Below are 19,288 nucleotides of genomic sequence, written 5' to 3' on the forward strand. Positions count from 1 at the left end.
TATGCCTATATCACTTCAACACCAGTCAACCCAATTCGTACTTCACACTTCGTAGCTCGTACTTGCAATCACATCGCACACCATACATCTAACATCGTACATCTAACATTTCACATATTTTCTCCGCTACTCTTTCTCCATCCATTGCAGCGCTCACAATGCCGCCGGCGTAGCCTGCACCTTCACCACAAGGGTACAGCTGTTTAATTTGAGGATGTTGAAGCGAGTCAGCGTCACGCGGAATGCGCACGGGTGATGATGTGCGGCTTTCTGTGGCAACCACTACGGCATCATTGGTGTAGTAGCCTTTCATTTTTTTGCCGAAAGCTTTAAAGCCTTCCTGCAAGCTTGTTAATACAAAATTGGGTAGCACATTATTCAATGTAGAAGAATGTATTCCTGGTAAATAACTGCAGTCAGGGAGAGAAGAAGATAATTTGTTGTTGCAGAAATCGACCATCCGTTGTGCCGGTGCAACAAATTTGCCGCCACCAACTTCAAATGCTTTCTGTTCTACCATTTGTTGAAAATACATAAGCAGGAGCGGGTGGGATGCTGACCACTTGTTTTCTTTCATCAGTTTTTTAAAATCCTTATCCTTTACAATGTCTTCGACACTTGTACTCACAACAATGCCGCTGTTGCTGTAAGGATTGTTCCGCTTGCTCGGGCTCCATCCGTTCACTACAAGTTCTCCGGGGGCTGTTGCCGCCGGGGCGATAATTCCGCCGGGGCACATGCAAAAACTGAAAACGCCCTTATTATTAACTTGCTCTACCCAGCCGTAAGATGCAGGCGGAAGATATTCGCTTCTTGCGCTGTGATCCTTATGTGATGGAATGGGACAATGGTATTGAATGCTGTCGATCAATGCCTGCTGATGTTCAATGCGAACGCCAAGCGCGAAGGGTTTGGCTTCAATCAGTATATTATTATTATAAAACAATTCAAAGATGTCCCTGGCTGAATGTCCGGTTGCCAGTATTACAGCCTCTGCCATCAACTTTTCCCCGGCTGCAGTTGTTATGCCTTTCAATGTGTTGTTTTCAACAAGAAACCCGGTGAGCTTTGTTTCAAATAAAACCTTTCCGCCATACGCAATAATTACATCACGCATGGCTGTAATTATCTTGGGCAGTTGATTGGTTCCTATGTGAGGGTGAGCTTCGTAAAGTATTCTTTCATCGGCGCCAAACTGAACAAGCAGGTTGAGTATTCTGTTAACATCGCCGCGTTTGGTACTCCGGGTGTATAATTTGCCATCACTGTAAGTGCCTGCGCCACCTTCGCCAAAGCAATAATTGCTTTCCGTGTTAACAATACCTTCTTTATTAAGAACAGCGAGGTCACGTCTTCGTGCACGAACGTCTTTTCCTCTTTCAATTAAAATAGGCTGAACACCGCTTTCAATCAGTTTAAGCGCTGCGAACAAGCCCGCAGGCCCGGCACCAACTACAATAACTTTTTTGGGAGAATGAGTTACGTCTTTGAAATTAATCTCTTCTATTATTCTTTCATGATAAGGCTCATCAATAAATGCATTTACTGTAATGTTTACTTTGGGTTGTTTGCTACGTGCATCTATTGATTGTTTCGTGCGATAGAAGCCGGTGATCTTTTTGGGCGCGATGCCTTCGATTTTCGCAATAAAGTCTTTTACAGTAGAATCATCAGCCGCTTCCGGGGGCAATAATTGAAAACTTATCTTTTTTTGCATGGTTGTAGTTGGCTAGATAGCAGTCGTTGATCCCCAATGACCAACAAGCCTGTATTCGTCACTATATTTATAAGGAAAAATTGAGCGTATTGTTTAGTTAAGATCAACGACTGACTAACAACTAATAACTTACATTAAAATGGCAGATCATCCACATTGTCGGTTGGCGTATTATCTGAAGTAAATTCATAGCTGTTATCACCTGCTACCGGTTGTTCGCCCAATTTCACATGTTCCATGCGCCATGCGTCAAGATTGGTAATGTAATTCTCTTTACCATCCTTGGTCCACTTGGTACCTTTAATATTGAACATCACTTTTACTTCATCGCCAATATTAAATCTGTCAGGAATAGCTGTTTTGTCCTGCACGCATTGAAACTTGATATAATTGGTAATAACCCTTCCACCAATATCCTCAGATTTTTCAATTACAAATTCTCTTGTTTTGAATGTTTCAGTACGTTGAACAATGTTGTACCTGGCTACCAGCTTGCCTGTAATTTCGAAAGACATTATTAAAATAGTTTGTTGCAAAAGTAGTTGAAATCTCAGGTAATATTTTAATCTGAAAAAAACTTGAAGTGAACTTCAAATATTGTATCTTTCAATTCATCTAATGATTCGTTCGTGAAAACAACTGTATGCCATAATACATTAATATTAGCCCTGTATTTTACAATCACAGATAATCACTTTGCAAATGAAAACTGAATTTTTGTTAGTTAACGTATAATAATTATGCTATGTTAATTGTTTATGGTTGTTTGGGAAGTGAAATAAACTGCTGAAATGTGTTGAATGCTTTTCCGGATTGAGTTTTACGAAATAAGGAGGTTGTCCCGGAGCTTTAATTTTGATGAATCTGAAAATGCGTGCAGATATTTTACATAAAAAGTTTGGTGTTAATCCAGACATATTTAGTTGTAAAAAAACAAGACATTAAAAAATTTTTTTTTCAACATAAAACGTAAGATATTCGCCGTCCTGTTCCCAAAAAAATATCCACAATCGGGGATAATTTTTTTTGGGATTTTTTACCCGGTTAATATTCTTAACCCGATATAAACAGTGTCTTTCATTATGACTAAAACCGCTGAAAACGTATGGAATAATTGTTTGAAGATCATCAAAGATATTGTTGAATGGCAACACTATAAAACATGGTTTGAGCCGATTAAACCCGTTGATATTAAAGAACAGGTATTAATGATACAGGTACCAAGCCAGTTTTTCTTTGAGTATCTGGAAGAGCATTATGTTAATCTTCTTGCCAAAACTTTAAAAAGAGAGTTAGGCAAAGAAGCAAGACTGGAGTATCGTATAATGGTAGATAGCGGTAATGGGAAAAATGGTTCGATGGATGTACCTGCCAGCAATGCCAAGATATATTCTAACAACGAAATGGATTTTCCGTTGGTGATCAACAATCCTGTTAAGAACCCGTTTGTAATACCGGGTCTTAAAAAGATGCAGATTGATCCGCAGCTTAATCCTATATATACATTTGATGCATTTATAGAAGGAGATTGTAACAGGGTTGCCCGCCGTGCAGGTAAAACTGTTGCGGAGAAACCCGGCGCCAACTCATTTAACCCGCTCGTTATTTATGGCGGTGTTGGTTTGGGAAAGACGCACCTTGTTCAGGGAATTGGCAATGATGTAAAAAGACTGCACCCTAATAAAGTGGTGTTGTATGTGAGCAGCGAAAAATTTATTAACCAGTTTCAGGATCATAGCCGTAACAACGCTATTAATGACTTTATTCATTTCTATCAATTAATAGATGTACTCATTATTGATGATGTACAGTTCTTTAGTCGCGCTGAAAAATCACAGGATGCTTTCTTCGCCATATTTAACCACCTCCATCAAAGTGGTAAACAATTGGTGTTGACTTCAGATAAACCTCCGAAAGACCTTGATGGTATGCAGGAGCGTTTGTTGAGCCGCTTCCGTTGGGGATTAAGTGCTGACCTGCAGGTTCCGGATTATGAGACAAGAATTGAGATCCTGGAACGTAAGATGAAGAACGATGGCCTGGATATGCCGAAAGAGGTTGTGAAGTATGTGGCATATAACATCAGTTCAAACGTGCGCGAATTGGAAGGTGCTTTAATTTCGTTGTTAGCACAGTCCTCTTTAAATAAGCGTGACATTGACCTGGAGCTCGCCAAAAAAGTATTGCGCAACTTTGTGAAGACAAGCAGCAAGGAAATTACCATTGAAGCAATCCAGAAAATGGTTTGTGAATATTTCGATGTTCCTTACGAGAAATTGTTGCATAAGACGAGAAAACGCGAAATTGTTCAGGCTCGTCAGATAACGATGTATCTCGCAAAAGCGTTCACAAAGAATTCTCTGAAAACAATTGGAGAGCATTTTGGCGGCCGCGATCACACAACGGTGATTCACAGTTGCCAGACAGTTAAAGATCTGATGGATACAGACAGCCTTTTCCGCGAGAACGTAATGGAGCTTACGCAGAAAGTGCAACTGGCAGCGATGTAGCAGCTGTGAGCTATCAGCTTTAAGCTTTGGGCTTTGAGCTTTAGGCTTTTAGCTTAAAATAAAAAATATTTTGGTAATTAAGCGGGCATCCCTATTTTTGCAGCCCCTTAAGGGAAATTTCGGTCGGTGAGGTGGATGAGTGGCTGAAATCAGTAGTTTGCTAAACTGCCGTACGGGTTAAACTGTACCGCGGGTTCGAATCCCGCCCTCACCGCGAAAAAATAAAAGAGTCCTTTGCAGATGCAGAGGACTTTTTTTTAATGGAGAATTGAAAATTGACAGTTGAAAATTTAGCCAGGAAAAGTTGCTAAGGTTTCACGCGGCGAACGCAAAGAAGAAGCGGCGCGATGATAAAGCATTCGGCATTTGGATCAAGCCAAAAGAACATAGAAAAAAATAGACTATCATATCTGTGATCATTCTTACATACTTCTTGCCTTTGGAATTTCATTGTACCATAAAAAAAATCTACCTGAATGGTATTTGACTAACTAACTGAATCGAGTTGACTATTGCTTAGCATGTAAATAGTGCAATATGCTCAGGATGAATTGGAAATGAACTTTCTATAAAGCAATTGATATGGGTTCCTGGCCAGGTATGTTTTTTGTACTTTATCTTTAATAATATACTCATCACATGAAAAATTCCTGCTCATACATTTTCATTGTTTGTGTTTTATTTATTGCTTGTAATACTGCACCGCAGATTGGTATCGAAGGTAACTGGGTAGCCGGTATACAAGGTCAACCCGGAGCGCAATCTGGGTTCACGCTGAAAAAAGATAGCACTGCTTCGTCAATCAATGCATTCACTTTGCAATATGAACATTGGCATCGTGATGGCGACATGCTTATCCTTTCTGGTAAAAGTATCGGCAACAGGCAGACTATTGATTTTTCAGATACATTACATATAGATGATATTGGAGATAGCACACTGACCTTAACACGACGTGGAGGAGAGACCACCGTATATAAAAAGATCGCAGATTCAGTTGCGGCAGTATTGGTAAAATCTGATGCGGTGCAGTGTTATCGGTATACTTCGGACAAGGACACAGTATTGCTCAGCCTTACAAATGACGGTGATATTGTATCTGGAAATCTGAAATATAGTTTGTACGGAAAAGATGGCAATGATGGCATTGTTAAAGGCGCAATGAAAGGTGACACGTTAATAGCCGATTACACATTTCGTTCAGAAGGTAAGGAATCCGTTAGAGAAGTTACCTTCTTGAGAAAAGGTCAGGCTTTTATTGAAGGATTTGGCGATGCAAAAGAAGTGAATGGTAAAATGGTTTTCAGAAATAGACAGGCACTGCATTATGATGGCTTTGTGCTGAGCAGAACTCAATGTAATTGATAATTGACAAGGGACAATTGAAAATGATGGAGAATGTGCGAATTGTTGAATATGCGAATGTGCAAATGTGTGGGTTTATCCGGATCGGGATTAAGATTCACGGGGTTTGATTGATTTATTTATTTGCTCCGCCCTTTCAGGGCTTGATCACTATTTGATATTTTTCCCCAGGGCGTTGCCCTGGGCTGATGATATGAGGCTTTCAGCCTCAGTCGAGTTTGGTCATATCGATAGTTGACGACAGGAATAAATTTGAGACAAGTCTTATATGCCCTTATATCTCTTATATGGTTCAAAAAAAACTACATCGTAGTTTTATTCTTCCGCATTTTAAAATGTTTCCAGTTATAACCCGGTTACCTCCACATTTCAAATCTCAAATTGTACCTCCGCACACCCCATGCATTTTCCATCCATCATTTCTTCAGTCTTAAATCTCCAATTTCAAATCTCAAATTATTACCTTAACAACTCAACAATAAAAATAAAATGACCGGCCAGGTAAAAGTGATCTCATCAGAAGTGCTTTCTGATAATTGGTATGTATTGCGTAAAATAACTTATGAGTTTGTAAAGCGTGATGGCAGCAAGCATGTGCATAGTCGTGAAGCATATGACAGAGGAAACGGTGCAACCATTCTGCTATATAATAAATTATCCAAAACAGTTATTCTTACCAGGCAATTTCGTCTGCCAACATTTGTCAATGGTAATGAAAGCGGAATGTTAATTGAAGCTTGCGCAGGTTTGTTGGATAAGGATAATCCTGAAGATTGCATAAGACGTGAAACGGAAGAAGAGACCGGTTACAAAATATCTGCTGTGCAAAAAATATTTGAAGCATATATGTCACCCGGATCTGTTACCGAGATCTTATACTTTTTTGTAGCTGAATATGAAGCGTCGATGAAAGTGAATGATGGCGGTGGCATAGCACATGAACAGGAAGATATTGAAGTGCTGGAAATAGCTTTGGATAAAGCAATGCAGATGATTGCCGATGGTGAAATAAAAGACGGGAAGACAATTATGTTATTGCAATACGCGAAACTGCATAACCTGGTATAAGCTTAAAGCCTAAAGCCTAAAGCCTAAAGCCTAAAGCCTAAAGCCCAAAGCTTAACATCCATCCAGTTTGTGTTATTCTGCATGAGACAAAAGAATACAGTTACACAGAGATGCACGGAGGAGACACTGAGTTGCACAGAGAACGCGTACGATAGTCGGGCATATTCAAACCTCCTTATACCTCAAACCTCAATCCTTATACTAACTGGTTTTAAGCTTTAGGCTTTGGGCTTTAAGCTTAAAACTACTCTGTTCTCAGGCTCTTCACCGGGTTTGCAAACGCTGATTTGAGTGCGTGAAAACTTATTGTTGCAAGCGCTATAGTTATCGCGACTACGGCGGTTGCCAGGAAGATCCACCAGCTGATAGTGATGCGGTAAGAAAAGTCCTGTAGCCATTTGTTCATAGTGAGCCACGCAATAGGGCATGCAATTACAATGGCAATTATTACAAGCTTGATGAAGTCCTTTGACAACAGGAAAATAATGTTGGCTACAGATGCACCCAACACTTTTCTTACACCAATTTCCTTGGTGCGTTGAATGGTTGCAAACAATGACAGTCCGAGTAATCCAAGACATGCAACAAAAACAGCAAAGCCGGCAAACATGCCAAACACTTTGCCAAAGAATTGTTCATTCTTGTATTGCGCATTATATCTTTCATCCAAAAAATAATAGTCAAACATATTGCCCGGAAAAAATGTGTTGAACGTTTTGCGCACAGATGCAATGGTTGACTCAACATTTGTAACATCAAGCTTCACTGAAATCGGGCTGTTTTCAGAATACGCAGGCATTAACACAGTCGGCTCAATCGGATAGCGCAATGATTTCTGATGAAAGTCAGCCATAACACCTATTACATCCCAGGATTTATCGTAAATAAAAATCTTTTTACCAATCGCATCAGCATCATCTTTGAAGCCTAATAATTTTACGGTGTGGTGATTCAGAATAATATTGTGCAGTTTACCCCAGTCAGTATTAAAATCAGTCGATTCAAAATCGCGACCCGCTAATAATTTTATTCCGTAGAGATCAATGAAACCGGTACTCGCACCCAGGCTGCGGATGGTATAATGGTTGTCTTCCGGGGCATCAGCTCTTCTAACTTTAAAGTCCCTGGATAGTTCTTCTCCTGCTACACGGAATGATGTGGTGGCGCCTTTAACATGCGGTAATTGCCTTACTTCATTCGTAAAACTATTTACACGTCTTATAAAAGTAGAATCCCATTTTGTGAGCATGGGCGGATTGATCACCATCACCTGGTCCAGCGTTATTCCCAGCTTTTGCCTGTTCATAAAGCGCACCTGCCGGTAAACAACAACGGAACCAATGATAAGAATAACTGTCATAGTAAACTGAACAACAACAAGTGTCTTTCTTAACAGAATGCCTTTTGTTGAATGTGAAAATCTTCCCTTTAAAACGGTGACCGGTTTAAAAGAAGAAAACACAAATGAGGGGTAGAAACCTGAGACAAAAAAGCCTGCCATGATAATCAAAAGAATCGTAGCAAATACGGTGTATCCGCTAAGATTTTTTTGAAACAATAATGTCAATGAAAGGTTATGTTGTACCAATTGATTAAAGCTGTTCTGCACCAATATCACCAGCATAATTGCAATAGCAAATGCGATCAGGTTAATAACGACGGATTCAGTAAAGAACTGCCGGATCAATTGAGATTTTGATGCACCGGCTACTTTTCTTACACCAACTTCTTTTGCCCGCTCCGCTGATTTTGCAGTTGTAAGATTTATATAATTAACCCAGGCAATTATAATAATAAATAAAGCCACAGTAAGAAGGCCCCATACAGTGGTTGCATTGCCTGTAACACCTATCTCGTATTCAAAATCAGAATAAAGATGGGCTTTCGACAATGGTTGCAGATAAAAAGTTTCATCACTTCCTGAAACCTTTGCACCCTGAAAATGTTTCTGACTGAAAGTTGGAAAACGTGCTTCCAGTCTTTTATAATCTACACCGGGCTTTAGCTGGATATATTGCCAGAAATCGGACTGCTCAAAACTGTAGTCCGCATTTTTCCAGGTTTGCGTTAAGGACGACCATGAAACAAGGAAGTTAAACTGCAGGTGTGAGTTTTCCGGAACATCTTTGCTAATTCCGGTTATGTTATACAAAGCAGAATCATTTTGCAATTGAATTGTCTTGCCGATGTATGATGCGTAATTGGCATTTTGCGGAACGCCGAACAATTTATCAGCCATTGATTGGGAGATGATCATATTGTAAGGCGCTTTCAGCGAAGTGTAGGCATTACCTGCAATCAACGGATAAGAAAACATGGTTAGAAAAGAAGTATCAACTGCCAGTCCGGATTGTTTCAATTTCTTTTCATTATATGTAAGTATGATGTCTGTGGCCGGTTCAACTCTTGCGGTACGCAATATTTCCTGCGGATAATCTTCCTGCATGGCCCGTCCTATAGCCGAGTAAGTAATGGTACCGTGCTGAATGAGCTTGCCGTTTTGATAACGGTCGTTTACCACGCGGTATATTGAAGAAGCGTTCTGGTTAAACTGGTCGTAACTCAATTCGAAACTTACATATTGCAGAATCAGCAAGCAAGCCGCCATACCAATAGACAAGCCAGCAATATTAATGACAGAAAAGAACTTGTTTTTTTGAAGGCTGCGCAATGCTGCAGTAAAATAGTTTTTGAACATAAATAGCGTTAAGGCGTATTGTCAGAACACAGTTTCCCCTACCCATAAAAAAAGCGGCTAAATAAATGCCACAACTTTATGGATTGATAATTAGCATGTTATTTGCAGGAGCTGCTTATAATGTGTTCGTTTTTGAACAGTTAATGTTCAGTTACGGCCACTTGAGACGGCTGCTAATTCTAAGAAGTTCAACTGATTGATGATAAAAACTCATTAATGTTAGCGAACAACCATTCATAATGGCTTAATTGATTTATATTGTTGAGTCAAACAAGGGATCCATTTAATGCACGAACAAAACGACACCGGGACCTTTTTTGGAAATTTTTTTAAACCGGGCGGTGAAATGGAAAATTTGACCAAGTCAAGAGATTGGTCGGGTTTTGTTCTGGGCTCACCTGAAGAATGGCCACTAAGTTTACGAACATCGCTCAGTATTTTAGTTCATTCGCCTTTTCCATCCGCAATACTTTGGGGTAGAGAACTGTACTGTTTTTATAACAGTGCTTTTAAACAGCTGCTTCTCCTTGCCAATAATTATATACCGGCGCAAGGCTTGCCTGTTGAAAAAGATCAAAATTTTTGGCACACGGTGCAACCTTTTATTACACTTATATCTTATGGTAATAATAAAGCTGCATCATTCAGTCAGACTGTTACCTTTAAAAGCAATGAATCTCCGGAAGAGCGATATACAATTACCCTAAGTGCCGTTCCTGGTGAGGGCAAACAGACCGGAGGTGTTTATATTACCGCTATGCCGGAGCCGGCGCTGAATGCCCGGGTTGCAGTACTTGCCAGCAGAACCGATCTGGAGCAACGTTTCGTTGATTTTATAGCTGCTGCCCCAATTCCAATCAGCGTGTACGTTGGCAGAGAGATGACTGTGGAAGTTGCCAACGATGCCATCCTTGCCGCATGGGGAAAAGACAGATCTGTCATAGGAAAGACTTTTCGCGAGGCATTGCCGGAGATGGAAGATCAACCGTTTTACAGCATTTTACAGGAAGTGTACCGCACCGGGATTCCCTACCATGGAACCGGTGCCCGGGTAGATTTTAAGATCAATGGTAAAATGGAAACTTTTTTTTACGATTTTACCTATACGCCATTAAGAGACAGGAATGGAAATATTTATGGAATAGTGAACACCGGTACGGATATAACCAGGGAAGTTCTTGCAAAGAAAAAAGCGGAGGAAAATGAACAACTGCTTAGAAGCCTGGTGCAGGAGGCGTACGTGCCAACCAGCCTTTTGCAAGGGCCCGATCATATTATAATTCTGGCAAATGATGTAGCGCTGAAGCTATGGGGAAAAGACGCTTCCATCATCGGTAAACGAATTATAGATGGCGTTCCGGAACTGGAAGGGCAGCCTTATATGCGGATCCTGGATCATGTGTATGAAACCGGCATTACTTATCACGGCGCCGAGAACCGGGTGTTTATGGAAGTGGATGGCGTGTTGAAGGAATTGTTTGTAAATATTATTTATAAAAGACTGGTGGCAGCGGAAGGCGCAGAACCTTACATACTTTGTATGGGTTACGATGTTTCTGACCAGGTTAGGGTAAGAAAAAAAATCCAGGAAAATGAAAGGGAGCTTCAGCGCACAAACCAACAGCTTGCCATTGCACTTGAAGCCGGTATGCTGGGCTCGTATGAAGTTTTTCTGAAAACGGGTTTATTGGAATGCACTGATCAGTTCAGGGCAAATTTCGGGTTGCCTCTTGGTGAAACCGTGACTTTTAACGATGTACTGGATTTAATTGTGCCTGAAGACAGGGATGCAGTGCTGGCCAGTATTCAAAGTGCGATCGATAAAAATGAGCATTACAATGCAGAATACAGGATAAAATGGCATGACGGGGCATTACATTGGATAAAAGCTTCGGGAAGGGTGCTCTATGATATCAAGGAAAACCCGGAAAAAATAGTAGGTGTAGCACTGAATATTACTGACAGTAAAGAGGCGATACAAAAGACCATAGAGAGTGAGCAGCGGTTAAATATGGCGCTTGATTATACCGGTACTGCCACATTTGATCTGAATCTTGTAACGAAGGAGCTTATTTATAGTAATCTTCTGCCTGAAATTTTTGGATATGCTTCAAATGAAAAACTGAGTCATGCAACATTGCGTGCACATATTCATGAAGAGGATTTTCTTCGTGTGGAAAAAGCTTTTCAGGATGCGATGGTAACCGGCACCTATTTTTATGAAGCACGGATCGTTGGTTTTGATAAAGTTGTCCGTTGGATACGGACACAGGCCCGGGTAATCTACGACAGTAGAAAAAATCCCCAGCGGATGTTGGGTACGGTGTTGGACATTACACGTTCAAAAAATGAACAAAACAGGAAAGATGAGTTTATAGGTATAATATCGCACGAGCTCAGAACGCCCCTCACTTCCATTAAGGCTTTTGGTCAGTTTCTGCATCAACAGACACTTAATTCTAAAGATGAAACCTCATCCGGGTTGTTGCAAAAAATGCTTTCCCAGGTAGATAAGCTCAATGTCCTGATCCAGGATCTGCTGGATGTTACGAAAATAGAAGGAGGCAAGATGAAGTTTCATTACTCAGATTTTGACTTCAACAAACTCGTTAACGACGTGATAGAGGAAGTGCAGGTTACAACATTCAAAAAAATTATACTAACAAATACGGCGGGGAATGTAACAATTCCGGGAGACCGGAACCGGGTTGAGCAGGTATTGATTAACCTGTTGACCAATGCCATAAAATATTCGCCGGATAGCGATAGGATACTAGTGGATGTGCACAACGCAGAAGGCTCAGTAATATGCAGCGTTACAGACTCCGGAATAGGCATTGCAAAAGAAAGCCTGCCATTTGTATTTGACCGTTTCTTCAGGGAATCTGACGAACGTTCTCATTCCTTCCCGGGACTGGGGCTTGGTTTATACATATCTGCTGAGATCATCCATCGCCAGAATGGAAAAATCTGGGTAACAAGCACCAAAGGCAAAGGTTCCACTTTCAGTTTCAGCATGCCGCTACATCATCCTCCGGCATAGAAATTGTGTATTTTTTGAGTCTGTAAGAATGGTATTTTTTGTTAGAAGCAACCAGGGCATCAGTTAGTTCGTATTCATTCAGAATTCTCCAATAAAATTGTTGATACTTCCCTTCTTTCCATCACCTCTAAAATTGCACGTATGAAACATGTGTCAACAAAACAACAACCTGCTGCAATGGGTATTTGTTTATGTTTGTTTTTTGTTCTTGCCCTATCCTGTAAAAAATTCGAAGATCATTTTCCTACACACAATTATCAGCAAACCAATCTTGTTGCAAATCTTCAATCTTACAATCCCATGCACATTGACAAATCCTTGCTTAACGCATGGGGAATTGCTGTAGCACCTTCCGGACCGGTATGGATCTCGGCCAACCATTCTGGCTTAACTACTATTTACGACAAAACAGGTGCAACATTATTGGCTCCTGTTTCTATACCGGGGCCTGGCCACTCTCAGGGCGCTCCCACAGGTGTAGTATTTAATCCCACTGCCGATTTTATAATTCCCGGAACAACTATGAAAAGCAGGTTCATTTTTGCCGGGGAAGATGGAATTATTTCCGGCTGGGCTGGAGGACCTGCAGCCATGATAGCTGCAAATAAGGGCACTTCCACAGTATACAAAGGCCTTGAACTGGGCAACGATGGCACTGGCAATTTTTTGTATGCTACAAATTTTAGAAAAGCAAGAATTGATGTATTTGACAAAAACTTTAAACAGGTTAATAATAAGCCTTTTTCAGATCCTTCAATTCCAAAAGGATTTGCACCTTTCAACATCAGAAGCATCAATGGCTTTTTATATGTTACCTACGCTAAGCAAAAAGCGCCGGATGATATGGACGATGAGTCTGGTCCCGGCAACGGCTACATCAACATATTTACCATGAAAGGTGAGCTGGTTAAGCGTTTCGCCTCTCAGGGGGCATTAAATTCTCCATGGGGAATGGTTGGTGCAATGCCTGGTTTTTGCGATGTGGATGATGCAATAATCGTAGGCAATTTTGGTGATGGCCGTATTAACGTGTTCGACAAATGGGGGCATTTTGAAGGACAGCTTAAGCAACATGGGGGTAATCAGCCTGTAACGATAGAAGGTTTGTGGGCTTTGGATAATACGCCTGTAATTGCAACTTCAAAACAATTGTTTTTCACCGCTGGTCCCGCAGATGAATCCGATGGAATTTTTGGTATGCTGGAAAGAAAGTAAACCATATATAAGTACGGTGTCGTGTGCGCCAACGTTTCTTTGGAAACAACTGATAACGCTTAAAGCCCAAAGCCTAAAGCCTAAAGCCCAAAGCCTAAAGCTTAAAGCCTAAAGCCTAAAGCCTAAAGCTTAAAGCCTAAAGCCTAAAGCTGACCGAAGCGAAGTTTTTTGACCCGTATAAGGTATATAAGGGCGTACAAGAAGTTACGCCGGAGGTCCATCATGGCTAGAGCTGCATACATTTACTCAGCCGGTTTCTGCCCTTCACCATTGACTATTCACTATTCACCAGTTGTACAGGAGAAAAAGGTTTACCAATTCAGGATAGTAAAGCGGCCGCCCAGCGGCTGCTTTTTTGTAGACAGATATTTACAATGCCGTTTGAAATCTGTACAGTTTTGACGGAGCGATTGAAATTGTGTTGTTATTTTTGATTGAAGTAATGTGAGCAATTCTGCAATCAACTGCTAAAGAAATTTAATCAAATGGCTTCAGATACTTTAAAGAAACTAAGATTGGGGAAGGATGATAAGGCGCTTATAGTAAATGCACCTGCCGAATACCTGGAATTGTTGGGTGATATTTCATTTGACAAAAAGCCGGTGGCTAAAAACAAAGGCGCCTATACGTTTGTTCATGTGTTTGCCACAACCCAGGCCGAACTGGAAAAACTGGTGAAATCTGTGGAAGGTTTTGGACAGTACGACTGCATATTTTGGGCATCTTACCCAAAAGGAACCGGCAGGATAAAAAGTGATATAAAACGTGAAACTGTTTGGATGGCATTTGAACTGATCGGATTGCAGGCCGTGTCGCAAGTAGCCATCGACGATACCTGGAGCGCGCTAAGGGCGAGGCCAGCGGAGAGAATAGGGAAATAGGTATCAGGTATCAGGTATCAGGTGTAGGGTTTGAGGTGTGAGGCATGAGGCATGAGGAGTGAGGGGGGAGATGTGATGTGTACGATGTTAGACGCCCCCCCGTACCTACGGCACGTTCGGGCGGGTACGATGTAAAAGCCTGATAGCTGATAGCTAAAACCTGATACCTGAAACCTGATACCTGATACCTCATTCCTCAAACCTCAAGCCTTACACCTCACTTCACAATCAACAACTACCATGTTACAAATAAAATCACCTGCATCTCCGTTCTATACCAAACTGGCAATGATACTGGTAAGTATTATTGCAGTTGGTTACCTGGCAATTCTGGGCAAGCAGTTGCTTGCACCCCTGATCTTTGCTGTTTTGTTTTCCATTTTATTATTGCCGCTCGCACGTTTTTTTGAACAAAAGACAAAGTTAGCCCGTAGCGGCGCCGCGTTTTTGTCGGTGCTTGTTTTTGTGGTGTGTATTGCATTGATTCTTTACCTGGTTGGTGCGCAGTTAACAAGACTGGGTCAGGATTGGCCTTTGTTTAAAGACCAGGTAGTAAGTTCTGTAAATAATTTACAGCACTGGGTTGCATCTACCTTTCACATAAATATGAGAGATCAGATGCATTATGTAAATGATGCAACCAACAAACTTATCTCAACAAGCACGCTAGTTTTGGGTACAACGGTTTTGTCAGTTTCTTCCATTGTATTGTTCCTTGTTTTTATCATGATCTATACATTCTTCCTTTTGTTTTATCGCCGGTTGCTTGTGAAGTTTTTGTTAGGCGTTTTCAAGGAAGATAACGCTGTTATGGTCTATGATGTCATCGCCCATGTTCAATACATCATCCGGAAATATATTGCAGGTCTTTTGCTGGAAATGGCCATCGTCGCCACCGCATGCTGCCTCATATTCTGGATCCTGGGTATTAAATATGCAATTTTGCTTGGGCTGATAACAGGGCTTTTCAACATCATTCCTTATATCGGTATTTTTAGCGCATTGTTGTTAAGCACACTTATAACATTTGCAACGGGTGCTGTTGCTTCTAAAATAATACTGGTTGCAATAACCATTATTGTCATTCATCTTATTGATAGTAATTTCTTACTTCCGGTTATTGTTGGATCAAAAGTTCGCATCAATGCCCTGATCACGGTAATGGGCGTTATTGTGGGTGAAATGATGTGGGGTATCTCAGGCATGTTCCTCGCTATTCCGGTAATAGCGATCATGAAAATCATTTTCGACAGGATTGAGCCGCTCAAGCCATGGGGCCTTTTGTTAGGTGATGAAAAAAATGAAAAGGAGCCGCCGGATCTGAAGGAAAAAATAAAAGAAGAAGGAGTAGAGGCTGTTGTTGAAAAACCGCAAACGTAATATTTCACCAAAGAAATTGCGGCAAGCGATGAATTGACAGGCATCGGTCGCAAAACCTCTGTGGTTCTCAGTGTCTACTCCGGCTGTTTCTCCGTGTAACAAAAAACAATTACACATAGGAGTAGCGCAGAGCAGACACAGCGTTTCACAGAGAATAGGCTTAGTTGTCACAATTCACTGCACCGGTATTCGCCACAATGATCTTTCTTGTTACACTTATTTTTTCGTCGGTCACAACTGTCTGTTTTTCTTTCCTGTACTTAGCCAGGTTAATCAGCAATACACTGGTAAGGATAATTGCAAGTCCAAGAATTTGAGTAACGGTCATGTGTTCATTTGCAAAGAAAACACCAAGTAAAACTGCGACTACGGGATTTACATAAGCATAGGTGCTAACCTGGGTGGCAGGACGCACCTGCAATAACCAAACATACGCGCTGTAGCCAGCCAGCGATCCCATAAAAATGAGATACACAACTGAAAGCCATGATGACGCAGGTACCGTTTGCCATTGAAATGATTGCCATTCACCGCTTAATAAACTTATAGGAACGAATGCAATGCCTGCAGACAACATTTGCCAGCCGGTATTGATGCTCGCAGATCCTTTGCCGTTATATTTAGAATACAATGATCCTCCTGCCCAGCTCATAGAACTCAACACAATTGCTATTAGTCCCACTATTCGCATAATTCCGCCACCACCTGATAGCGCTTTTCCTGTTTGTTCACTAAATAATAAGATCACACCGGCAAAGCCTATAAACAGCCCGGTTAATGTGGATTTGCTGGTAAAATTCTCTTTCCATTTGGGCTTGTCCAGCAGAACAAACCAGATGGGAGCAGAGGATACCAATACTGCTACCAGCGAACTGGGCAATGTTTGTTCTGCCCATATCACAGTACCATTACCAATTAGCAATAGGAGTAAACCGCTTATTACGGCAGGCCTTATTTGTTGAGGGTTAAAGATCTTTTCCCCACGAAGCGCGCACCACGTTAACATGATAATGCCTGCCGCCAGAAAACGCATTGCACCGATTAAAAATGGCGGAATATGTGATACGGCACGTTGTATAAAAAAGTACGTAGAACCCCACACCAGGTATACTGTAGCAAACGCTACAACAACCATTAAAGGGGAAGCATGTTTTTGTTTTGCGTCGGTCATTGGTTAGTTTTTTGGAATAATGATTTGTTGTTGCTCTTTCACTGTTTCAAGTACAATCGTTGTTTTGGTGGAAGTAATGTTGGGTATATTTCTCAGCGAAGTGCGCATCATGTGCATGAGAGATGCCGAATCAGCCGTCCGGACCTTTATTAAATAACAGTCTTCTCCGGCAATATTATGCACTTCCTGCACTTCGGGAATTTTTGCTAACTCCTCCCCGGTTTTACCACAGCCAAAGCTTTCAGACGAACGGATGAAAATAAACGCCAGCAGTTTTTGCTGTACGGCAGTAGGATTGATCTGGGTGGTATAGCCTGTTATTACTTTCTTCTGCTCCAGCTTTTTTACCCTTTCCAATACGGCACTTGGTGCCATGGATAGTTCTCGCGCCAGGTCCGCATTAGAAATCCTTGCATTATTCTGAATAAGCGTAAGAATCTGCAGATCTATTGTATCCAGGCTAACCTCCATCTGTATAATTTTTCATAAAGCTATTCATAATCAGAATAAAATTCTAATTAAATAATGATTAAGTGAATAAAATTCTGGATGAACGGGTTGTTTGCACAGTTTCTGCGGTAGGTTGGTGCAATTTCCGGTGTGGCTCCAGTATTGCCGGAAGAATTGTTTTTCGCTTAATGTGTTCATATTCATTGAAATAAAATCAATTGCCAGTGAACAAGATTCACGTTAAGGCGTTGTAGAATTCAGAACATCGCCCGATAAGCAGGTAATCCGTTCGGGTTATTAACATGAAAGTTGATGAAATACTTGCACATAGTCCTTTGTATCTTTTTGTTCTCCCGGGTAGCAGCACAGCAACAAGCTTCAGTAAGTCTGAAAGAATGCTTCTCCCTGGCGCATCAGAACAATACAAGCATAAAGCAGGCTGGGGCATCACTAAAGGCACGGCAGTATAATCTTGAAGCGGAGCGGCAATCTTATCTTCCCAAAATAGATCTCCTGGCTAATTACAATTACCTGAGCAAGCCGCTCGAAATTAATCTGGAAACAGTTCGTGGAGGAGTGATAGAAGGTACATCGCAGCAAAATGTGCAGTTAGCAAGCAGTGTCATTAAAGAGGTAACAGGAAGTGAACCATCGCAGGCTTTTAAAGATGCGGTGTATGGCACTTCAAAAACAATTATAGGTACATTTTATCCAAGCTACAATCCGCCGTTGAGCCAGCAACAATATTTCACATCATCGCTGGGTGTAAGGCAACCATTATACCTGGGAGGCAAACTTAACACCGCGCGTAAGCTGGCCGAAGCTGAGCTTAATTCAGGAAAGGTGAATGTATCAGTTGTTTCAGAAGAGCTCGACTTTGCCATTGCTTTGCAGTACATGCGTATTTTGTTTTTAAACTCCCTTTTGCGTAATCAGCAACAAGTGGTTTCCGCTGCGGAGAAAAATCTCGGTTATGCAGAATCCCTTGTAAAAAATGAAATTCTGCCGCCCTATCAAAAGAACTGGATGAAAGTCGCATTGCTCCAGTCCAAAACTACTCAGCAAAATCTGCAGATCGATAAAAAGAATGCGATGCTTGAGTTGTATAAACTCCTGGGCATTTCCAACGACACGATCATTGTTGTTAACGATACACTGCCTTATGGAGGAAATTACGCAGTGGCGGGTCCCGCGGAAGGCTTTTATAAGAATAATGCAGGCTTCAGGTTTTTGGAAAGCAAAACAGCTTATGCACAAACATCCGTGAGAGTGAGCAAGTCGCTGGCATTGCCCAATGTTTTTGCAATTGGTAACATCAATCTTTATCAGAAAGATCTGCCGGTAACTGTGCCGCCGTGGTTATTAGGAGTAGAGATGGTATGGAATATTTTTAATGGCACACAAACGCAAAAACGTATTAAAGCTTCTAAAGAACTTGTAGAAGAAGCGCGTCTTGCAGAAGAAAATACCAGACAGGTATTGAGTGTGCAGGCACAGGTTGTGATGAATAAGCTTGAAGGATTACAGCAGCAGGCGGCAACACTTGATTCAGCACGAACCGACGCAAGGATCACCACCCGCATGGTGGAGCAACGCATGGAAAATATATTGTCTTCTCCCAAAGATGTTAATGAGGCAACGCTCGCAGAAGCTGAGATAGATAAACTGTATTATACTTCCGTGCTGGGGTACTATTTGGCTTTGGCCGAATATTTTCATGTTACGGGAGAAACGCAGAAAATAGTTGAACTAATTGACAATTGAAAGTTGAAAATTGACAATGATGTGCG

The 19,288-nt window shown here is 41.3% G+C and carries 13 protein-coding genes and 1 tRNA gene; 9 read left to right on the plus strand and 5 right to left on the minus strand.

Going from position 1 to position 19,288, the window contains the following annotated elements; all coding sequences use genetic code 11:
* Positions 1 to 88: 88 nt before the first annotated feature.
* Together QTN47_RS00340 and QTN47_RS00345 are read right to left on the minus strand one after the other, a co-directional pair.
* Positions 89 to 1,717 (minus strand): NAD(P)/FAD-dependent oxidoreductase, encoded by a 1,629-nt coding sequence (locus QTN47_RS00340; protein ID WP_369327307.1) that lies wholly within the window; start codon positions 1,715 to 1,717, stop codon positions 89 to 91.
* Between the two features lie 134 nt (positions 1,718 to 1,851).
* Complete coding sequence (locus QTN47_RS00345) at positions 1,852 to 2,232, minus strand: DUF3127 domain-containing protein (protein WP_369327308.1); 381 nt, start codon at positions 2,230 to 2,232, stop codon at positions 1,852 to 1,854.
* A 567-nt stretch (positions 2,233 to 2,799) separates the two neighbouring features.
* On the opposite strand from QTN47_RS00345, the gene dnaA reads away from it, so the two are divergent.
* The 4 genes from dnaA (at position 2,800) to nudK (ending at position 6,660) form a co-directional block, all read left to right on the plus strand.
* The gene (dnaA, locus tag QTN47_RS00350; protein WP_369327309.1) at positions 2,800 to 4,227 is read left to right on the plus strand and encodes a chromosomal replication initiator protein DnaA; all 1,428 of its coding nucleotides are present in this window, start codon (positions 2,800 to 2,802) and stop codon (positions 4,225 to 4,227) included.
* Positions 4,228 to 4,352: 125 nt separating this feature from the next.
* Positions 4,353 to 4,441 (plus strand) — tRNA-Ser (locus tag QTN47_RS00355).
* A gap of 425 nt (positions 4,442 to 4,866) precedes the next feature.
* Positions 4,867 to 5,592 carry a lipocalin-like domain-containing protein gene (locus QTN47_RS00360; protein ID WP_369327310.1) on the plus strand — a complete coding sequence of 242 codons (726 nt, stop codon included), beginning with the start codon at positions 4,867 to 4,869 and terminating at the stop codon, positions 5,590 to 5,592.
* Positions 5,593 to 6,081: 489 nt separating this feature from the next.
* Positions 6,082 to 6,660 carry a GDP-mannose pyrophosphatase NudK gene (nudK, locus tag QTN47_RS00365; protein ID WP_369327311.1) on the plus strand — a complete coding sequence of 193 codons (579 nt, stop codon included), beginning with the start codon at positions 6,082 to 6,084 and terminating at the stop codon, positions 6,658 to 6,660.
* A 244-nt stretch (positions 6,661 to 6,904) separates the two neighbouring features.
* Here nudK and QTN47_RS00370 read toward each other — a convergent pair whose 3' ends face one another.
* Positions 6,905 to 9,358 (minus strand): ABC transporter permease, encoded by a 2,454-nt coding sequence (locus tag QTN47_RS00370; RefSeq protein ID WP_369327312.1) that lies wholly within the window; start codon positions 9,356 to 9,358, stop codon positions 6,905 to 6,907.
* A gap of 346 nt (positions 9,359 to 9,704) precedes the next feature.
* On the opposite strand from QTN47_RS00370, the gene QTN47_RS00375 reads away from it, so the two are divergent.
* From QTN47_RS00375 to QTN47_RS00390, 4 genes are all read left to right on the plus strand, one after another.
* Positions 9,705 to 12,401 carry a PAS domain-containing sensor histidine kinase gene (locus tag QTN47_RS00375; protein ID WP_369327313.1) on the plus strand — a complete coding sequence of 899 codons (2,697 nt, stop codon included), beginning with the start codon at positions 9,705 to 9,707 and terminating at the stop codon, positions 12,399 to 12,401.
* Between the two features lie 141 nt (positions 12,402 to 12,542).
* Complete coding sequence (locus QTN47_RS00380; protein ID WP_369327314.1) at positions 12,543 to 13,616, plus strand: TIGR03118 family protein; 1,074 nt, start codon at positions 12,543 to 12,545, stop codon at positions 13,614 to 13,616.
* Between the two features lie 485 nt (positions 13,617 to 14,101).
* Positions 14,102 to 14,497: a hypothetical protein gene (locus QTN47_RS00385; RefSeq protein WP_369327315.1), complete on the plus strand. Its 396-nt coding sequence runs from the start codon at positions 14,102 to 14,104 to the stop codon at positions 14,495 to 14,497.
* A 240-nt stretch (positions 14,498 to 14,737) separates the two neighbouring features.
* Complete coding sequence (locus tag QTN47_RS00390; protein WP_369327316.1) at positions 14,738 to 15,877, plus strand: AI-2E family transporter; 1,140 nt, start codon at positions 14,738 to 14,740, stop codon at positions 15,875 to 15,877.
* A 160-nt stretch (positions 15,878 to 16,037) separates the two neighbouring features.
* Here the strand turns inward: QTN47_RS00390 and QTN47_RS00395 are convergent, their stop codons facing one another.
* Together QTN47_RS00395 and QTN47_RS00400 are read right to left on the minus strand one after the other, a co-directional pair.
* The gene (locus QTN47_RS00395) at positions 16,038 to 17,048 is read right to left on the minus strand and encodes an EamA family transporter (RefSeq protein WP_369327317.1); all 1,011 of its coding nucleotides are present in this window, start codon (positions 17,046 to 17,048) and stop codon (positions 16,038 to 16,040) included.
* A 3-nt stretch (positions 17,049 to 17,051) separates the two neighbouring features.
* Positions 17,052 to 17,519 (minus strand): Lrp/AsnC family transcriptional regulator, encoded by a 468-nt coding sequence (locus QTN47_RS00400; RefSeq protein ID WP_369327318.1) that lies wholly within the window; start codon positions 17,517 to 17,519, stop codon positions 17,052 to 17,054.
* Positions 17,520 to 17,810: 291 nt separating this feature from the next.
* Between QTN47_RS00400 and QTN47_RS00405 the strand changes: the two genes are divergently transcribed.
* Positions 17,811 to 19,262: a TolC family protein gene (locus QTN47_RS00405; protein ID WP_369327319.1), complete on the plus strand. Its 1,452-nt coding sequence runs from the start codon at positions 17,811 to 17,813 to the stop codon at positions 19,260 to 19,262.
* The last annotated feature ends 26 nt before the right edge of the window (positions 19,263 to 19,288 follow it).

The sequence above is a fragment of the Danxiaibacter flavus genome (assembly GCF_041060425.1).
GTDB classification, from domain to species: domain Bacteria; phylum Bacteroidota; class Bacteroidia; order Chitinophagales; family Chitinophagaceae; genus Danxiaibacter; species Danxiaibacter flavus.

What these genes read in the sequence shown, in the direction of transcription:
- QTN47_RS00400 (WP_369327318.1), bottom strand. Translation starts at nt 17,519, where the DNA reads ATGGAGGTTAGCCTGGATACAATAGATCTGCAGATTCTTACGCTTATT.
- QTN47_RS00340 (WP_369327307.1), bottom strand. Translation starts at nt 1,717, where the DNA reads ATGCAAAAAAAGATAAGTTTTCAATTATTGCCCCCGGAAGCGGCTGAT.
- QTN47_RS00360 (WP_369327310.1), top strand. Translation starts at nt 4,867, where the DNA reads ATGAAAAATTCCTGCTCATACATTTTCATTGTTTGTGTTTTATTTATT.
- QTN47_RS00385 (WP_369327315.1), top strand. Translation starts at nt 14,102, where the DNA reads ATGGCTTCAGATACTTTAAAGAAACTAAGATTGGGGAAGGATGATAAG.
- dnaA (WP_369327309.1), top strand. Translation starts at nt 2,800, where the DNA reads ATGACTAAAACCGCTGAAAACGTATGGAATAATTGTTTGAAGATCATC.
- QTN47_RS00345 (WP_369327308.1), bottom strand. Translation starts at nt 2,232, where the DNA reads ATGTCTTTCGAAATTACAGGCAAGCTGGTAGCCAGGTACAACATTGTT.
- QTN47_RS00375 (WP_369327313.1), top strand. Translation starts at nt 9,705, where the DNA reads ATGGAAAATTTGACCAAGTCAAGAGATTGGTCGGGTTTTGTTCTGGGC.
- QTN47_RS00405 (WP_369327319.1), top strand. Translation starts at nt 17,811, where the DNA reads ATGAAATACTTGCACATAGTCCTTTGTATCTTTTTGTTCTCCCGGGTA.
- QTN47_RS00395 (WP_369327317.1), bottom strand. Translation starts at nt 17,048, where the DNA reads ATGACCGACGCAAAACAAAAACATGCTTCCCCTTTAATGGTTGTTGTA.
- QTN47_RS00390 (WP_369327316.1), top strand. Translation starts at nt 14,738, where the DNA reads ATGTTACAAATAAAATCACCTGCATCTCCGTTCTATACCAAACTGGCA.
- QTN47_RS00380 (WP_369327314.1), top strand. Translation starts at nt 12,543, where the DNA reads ATGAAACATGTGTCAACAAAACAACAACCTGCTGCAATGGGTATTTGT.
- nudK (WP_369327311.1), top strand. Translation starts at nt 6,082, where the DNA reads ATGACCGGCCAGGTAAAAGTGATCTCATCAGAAGTGCTTTCTGATAAT.
- QTN47_RS00370 (WP_369327312.1), bottom strand. Translation starts at nt 9,358, where the DNA reads ATGTTCAAAAACTATTTTACTGCAGCATTGCGCAGCCTTCAAAAAAAC.